The following is a 3,926-nucleotide window of genomic DNA, read 5'->3' as shown; positions in this document are numbered from 1 at the left end:
TACACAGCACAAGGGTACGCACCGATTAACCCGTGTTCTCGCTTCGCTGCGAGCCGCGCCAGTTAATCGGTGCCGCTGCGCGCCCTTGCCCTGCTCCGAGTCTCGTCTTTTCTATGCGCCAGGCGGCTCCAGAAAGCAGATCAACTCAACAGAGAAAGGATGAAATTATGACTTTGGCAAACCATCAAAACAGCAAAAAAACAAAAAACGCGGGGGTTTCCCCCACAGCCCCCAAGGCTCACCAAAAAGCAAATGTTGAAAAAGATTTAAGGCAGGACGTAACAAACAGAATTATTGAATTAATGGAGGGAGGCGTAACTGAGTGGAAAAAATCATGGCGCACTGCTGCTGAGTCAGGAATACCAAAGAATGCGGTAACAGGAATGCCCTATCGCGGTATCAATATTGTTTTACTTTGGATGGCAGCGTTTCAATCTGGTTTTACTTCAAATAAATGGATGACCTTTATACAAGCTAAACAACTTGGAGCCAACGTTATTAAAGGCCAAAAGGGAACTTACGGCATCAAATACAAATTAGTCGAAAAGAAAGACACCAAGGCAGCAGAACCAGAGTTTTACCCAATGACGAAGCCCTTTTATGTCTACAACCTTGATCAGATCGAAAATCTTCCTGATGGTTTTAAATCAGACCCCGTACTTTTACCGAACACATTTGTTGCAGACGATGTTGCAGACAAATTTATAAATGCTACCGGCGCGATCGTCGAGCACAGAGGTAATGCAGCTTTCTATTCTCCTGTTTGGGACAAAATCGTTTTACCGCAGCGTGAAGCGTTTGAAAGCACCGCCAGCTACTATGCAACAGCATTTCATGAGCTGGTCCACTGGACAGGCCAAACCGGGCGCTTAAACCGCCTCCAAAGTACAAAGTTTGGTGATGATGAATACATTTTTGAAGAATTGGTTGCTGAGATCGGTTCTGCGATGGTTGCCGCACAATTCGGATTTATTGATGCCACCATTCATGAACATGCGTCATATTTGGATGGCTGGATAAAAATCTTAAAAGAAGACAAAACAGCCATTTTCAAGGCCGCCAAACAAGCCAGCGCAGCCTATGAATACCTTTTGCAGATCAGTCAAACCCCTCTTACCTTTTAAGGCAATGGGCGCGTCAAGCGCCCGTTAGACCACTTTCAGGAGCAATAGCAAATGAATAACGACATATACACCTATACATCAGATATGACCCGTCCCAACTGCCCGACATGTGGCGTCCCCGTCGAGCAGTACACCATGACACCGGAAGAACCATGGAAAGGCACCTGCAGCCGAGGCCATAGCGCGATCTTTCAATTAGATATTGAAGGCGAATGGTTGGAAGACTCAATAAATGGCCGCTTCAGTCGCGTGACAACTACTGCAGAGGAATCAACATGGATTTGCAACGAATGCGGCGAAGCAGGCGCAGACCCCTATGACACAGGCTGCACTGCCTGCGGCGCAACTGCAGAGACAAATTAGAACCACACAGAGGCGATATCATGAATTCATACCAAAAAGACAAAGTAAAAATTCAGGAAGTAGCGAAATCGTTACCTTCTGATAAATCCGAACTTTTGGCGCTGGCCGCCGGTGCCGTAGATACGATGCACGAAAGCATTCTTTGTTGTGATCAAGAATCCGCTTTCGCTGCCGGCACGGTTTATGAAGCAGTGGTATTTAAATTGAACGGTGGGACTTTTTCAGGGTGCATGGATAGTAGTAATCCCAATGCTGGCGGTAATATGGTCATTGAACATTGCCGCGCAAAGAAAGGCGAAATACCGAAATGGGGGCAATATGGAGAATTTCTACTTACGGTACAGGGAGTACGTGTCCGGGTCGTTATTGGCGATGGATTTGGCTTATTCAGAATTGGCTTTAATTTTCATGTGGTGGATTGTAATTTGCCATTTATTAGTGAAACGGGATACCGTTCGCACTATGACACAGCTATGGGGAATCGCACGGTTGATGAACTCGCATCGATGATAATTGCGGAATACCTTAAAAATGGTCGCACTTTACTGAACCCCAATTATCGTGAACGCTGCGCCAATCAATTTCAGCCAATTTGGCTAATAGATCAACTTGGCACCGAAACTAAAAAATCCGAATATCAAGATCAAGATGGCCAAATGGCATTTGGATTTTAAAGTTTAACTAGATTGCAGTTTTTTTGACATGTTCAATCGGGATATGAGAGCGCATGACTGCTATTGAAAAGATGAACAAATTTTTCATTAAGAATCAGGATATATTCTTGCGTTTCATCGTCTCGATAAATCTTTTCTATTAATCCGCCGATAAACGTTTTTTTTTCGTTCTTCCAGGTGATTTCTATAGTGCCTCCTAGCAGCCGTGCAGTTTCTTCTTTTAACTGTTCAAATTGCTCAGTATCAATATTTCTACCCAATGCTTTTAGAAATGAGTGAGCACTAAACTGCACCTTGTGGCCTAAAGATTGTAAACGTGCGAAATGCAAGATCATTTCCCACACGTCAAGATCAGACTGATTAAACCTTACACCCATAAAACGCAGATCAATATCGACAGTGCTTGCTATTAACATTCTTTTTGGCAACGCTTCGCGGACTTCGCTAACGGTAAATAAAGAGTTCCGCAGCAAACTTCTGGCCGCTACTGACCAAAAAGTAAATTGCTTGTTTTCCTGATTTTCGGAAGTCAACCAATTAGAAGCACATGGACAATTCATTATTTATTCCGCTTCGTCAATGAGTTGTGCTATTGACGTAAGTTTAAAATAAATCCGCCTTCCTATTTTCAGTTTGCAGGAATTAAGCTGTTCAGCAAGATAACTATTTCCACTTATGGTAATACGAAGCCCTTCAGGGCTTCGCAGTAGAATTTGCGCAACTTGATGTAAAGTCAATAATGGAGAGCCGCCAAATCGCTCTAGTAATATTTTTTCTGTTTTAGATTCTTCCATCTTTGTATTCCCATTAAACTTTGAAAGACAACTTAAATGATACGGTTTTTATAAGTACCTTTGGGAACTCGTATTTCAGGAATTATGAGAACCTCGATTGACGAGATTTGCCAGTGCACAGCAAGCGAAACACGTTGCTGCGAAAAACAGCATTGATATTCTTTTCTTTATATGTACTTAACACCGTTCAGTTAACGTTAGATTCGTTACTAGATTTAAATTTGCAGCAGCAGTTTGAAACGAACAAAGACAGGCTAAGGCATGATATTTCGTTTCAGGGACGGCTTAATATATTTAAGAAAGACGCGATTATTATTAGGATTTGTTGTTTTTTTCCAAAATATTCTATCGTTCGGGTAGAAACGGAACGCAACTACGATGTGCCAAGACACCGGCTTTTCAGATAGGCACGGAACGCAACTACGATTTTCCCGATCCCTTAGATGCTCACAGTATCGCTTAGTTAATAATAGCTTCGGTCGATGGCACGGCATTTCAGGTAGGCGCGGAACGCAATTACGATCTACCAGGGCACGGCATTTCGAGTATGGACGGAACGCAACTACGATTTTCCCGATCCCTTAGATACTCACAGTATCGCTCAGTTAATGATAGCTTCGGTCGATGGCACGGCATTTCAGGTAGGCGCGGAACGCAACTACGATCTATTTTCTTCAAATCTGCTAAAAATGCGGCCAATAATGGCCGTTTCTGACACAAAAGATTAAAAATTCGCGCCCTGTCCACCAGGGCGATATCAAAACGGTAATCAGGCCGTGTGTACTCACTCTGCTGTATTCCAGCACTTTTCCCCTGTTCTAAGCGCATCGCTATGCCCTTCAGAACCGCCTTTAAATCGACGCATAAGCCATCCCGCTACACAGCACAAGGGTACGCACCGATTAACCCGTGTTCTCGCTTCGCTGCGAGCCGCGCCAGTTAATCGGTGCCGCTGCGCGCCCTTGCCCTGC

General features: G+C 44.0%; 5 protein-coding genes. 3 read left to right on the top strand and 2 right to left on the bottom strand.

All coding sequences use genetic code 11. The features are described from left to right. Positions 1-167 precede the first annotated feature (167 nt). From EV681_RS22450 to EV681_RS22440, 3 genes are read left to right on the top strand one after another with little or no spacing between them, the layout of a single operon-like run. Positions 168-1,124 carry an ArdC family protein gene (locus tag EV681_RS22450; protein WP_130305357.1) on the top strand — a complete coding sequence of 319 codons (957 nt, stop codon included), beginning with the start codon at positions 168-170 and terminating at the stop codon, positions 1,122-1,124. Between the two features lie 51 nt (positions 1,125-1,175). Continuing rightward, complete coding sequence (locus EV681_RS22445) at positions 1,176-1,487, top strand: hypothetical protein (RefSeq protein ID WP_130305356.1); 312 nt, start codon at positions 1,176-1,178, stop codon at positions 1,485-1,487. Positions 1,488-1,507: 20 nt separating this feature from the next. Beyond that, positions 1,508-2,161: a hypothetical protein gene (locus EV681_RS22440; protein ID WP_130305355.1), complete on the top strand. Its 654-nt coding sequence runs from the start codon at positions 1,508-1,510 to the stop codon at positions 2,159-2,161. Between the two features lie 32 nt (positions 2,162-2,193). Here EV681_RS22440 and trfA read toward each other — a convergent pair whose 3' ends face one another. Continuing rightward, complete coding sequence (trfA, locus tag EV681_RS22435) at positions 2,194-2,721, bottom strand: plasmid replication initiator TrfA (protein WP_130305354.1); 528 nt, start codon at positions 2,719-2,721, stop codon at positions 2,194-2,196. Positions 2,722-2,724: 3 nt separating this feature from the next. After that, a complete protein-coding gene (locus EV681_RS22430) occupies positions 2,725-2,955 on the bottom strand; it encodes a DNA-binding protein (protein ID WP_130305353.1) in 231 nt (76 codons plus the stop codon). Positions 2,956-3,926: the final 971 nt, after the last annotated feature.

The organism is Advenella incenata (genome assembly GCF_004217095.1).
In the GTDB taxonomy this organism is placed as follows: domain Bacteria; phylum Pseudomonadota; class Gammaproteobacteria; order Burkholderiales; family Burkholderiaceae_B; genus Advenella; species Advenella incenata.
The sequence above is the reverse complement of the archived record's forward strand: the minus strand, read 5'-3'. Positions and strand labels throughout refer to the sequence as shown.

Coding starts and splice junctions, on each gene's coding strand:
- EV681_RS22445 (WP_130305356.1), top strand. CDS start 1,176: ATGAATAACGACATATACACCTATACATCAGATATGACCCGTCCCAAC.
- EV681_RS22430 (WP_130305353.1), bottom strand. CDS start 2,955: ATGGAAGAATCTAAAACAGAAAAAATATTACTAGAGCGATTTGGCGGC.
- trfA (WP_130305354.1), bottom strand. CDS start 2,721: ATGAATTGTCCATGTGCTTCTAATTGGTTGACTTCCGAAAATCAGGAA.
- EV681_RS22450 (WP_130305357.1), top strand. CDS start 168: ATGACTTTGGCAAACCATCAAAACAGCAAAAAAACAAAAAACGCGGGG.
- EV681_RS22440 (WP_130305355.1), top strand. CDS start 1,508: ATGAATTCATACCAAAAAGACAAAGTAAAAATTCAGGAAGTAGCGAAA.